The sequence below is a fragment of the Streptomyces tremellae genome, assembly GCF_039540215.1.
In the GTDB taxonomy this organism is placed as follows: Bacteria; Actinomycetota; Actinomycetes; order Streptomycetales; family Streptomycetaceae; genus Streptomyces; species Streptomyces tremellae.
Genome location: NZ_BAABEP010000157.1, coordinates 1 through 869, shown reverse-complemented (window position 1 = coordinate 869; position 869 = coordinate 1). Strand labels below are relative to the sequence as shown.

Sequence of the window (869 nt, the reverse complement as noted above, 5' to 3'; positions counted from 1 at the left end):
GCCTCAGCACCCCCGTGGCGGACGGCACTTCGACGGCCGGACACACCGAGGAGACGGCGTGGACCGGCGGCGGCCTGATCGCCACCACCGAGGGCAAGGTCTTCTTCCAGAACGCCTCGGGCGGCACCTTCGCCTGCTCCGCCACCGTCGCCAACAGCGACAACAAGTCAGTCGTCCTGACCGCGGGCCACTGCGTGGTCGACGCCTCGACGGGCGAGGTCTACCGCAACTGGGTCTTCATCCCCGGCTACGCCGAAGGGAACCGCCCCTACGGCACGTTCACCGCCTCCGCCCTCTTCCATCGCGACGAGTACGTGTCGACCGGCGGCAACGCCAACTACGATTTCGCCTTCGCCCGGTTGTCCCCGCTGAACGGCCGGACCCTCGCGGACACCGTGGGCGCGCAGGGCATCGCCTTCAACTCGCCCACGGGGCAGGACGTGCACTCCTTCGGCTACGGCGGCTCGGCGGCCGAGGGCGGCGGCGAGCGCCTCAACCACTGCGAGGGCACCGAGTTCCCCGACACCGGCCGCGAGGGCTCCACGATGTGGGGGATCGACTGCGTGCAGACCGGTGGATCGAGTGGTGGCGGCTTCCTTTCCGGCTTCGACACCTCGACCGGCGGCGGCTACCTCGTCGGCAACATCAGCGTCAGCGCGGGCAGCAACGAGTACCACCCTTACCTCGGCAACGAGGCCCTGAGCCTCTATCAGCAGGCGGGGGCGTAAGGCGGGACGGGGCCGCGTGGGCGGCGGCCGGTAACGGACCGCCGCCCGCACGGCGCACGCCGCCGCGCTCGCGCCCGTACCGGACAGAGGGCCGGACGGCCGGTGGGCTGTACGGGCCCCGGCGGCGGACCGGCCGGCCCG

At 72.3% G+C, this 869-nt stretch carries 1 protein-coding gene; it reads left to right on the top strand.

The features are described 5' to 3' along the window. The coding region (locus tag ABEA77_RS33800; protein WP_345655979.1) for a trypsin-like serine peptidase at positions 1-728 on the top strand (728 nt) is incomplete at its 5' end. Positions 729-869: the final 141 nt, after the last annotated feature.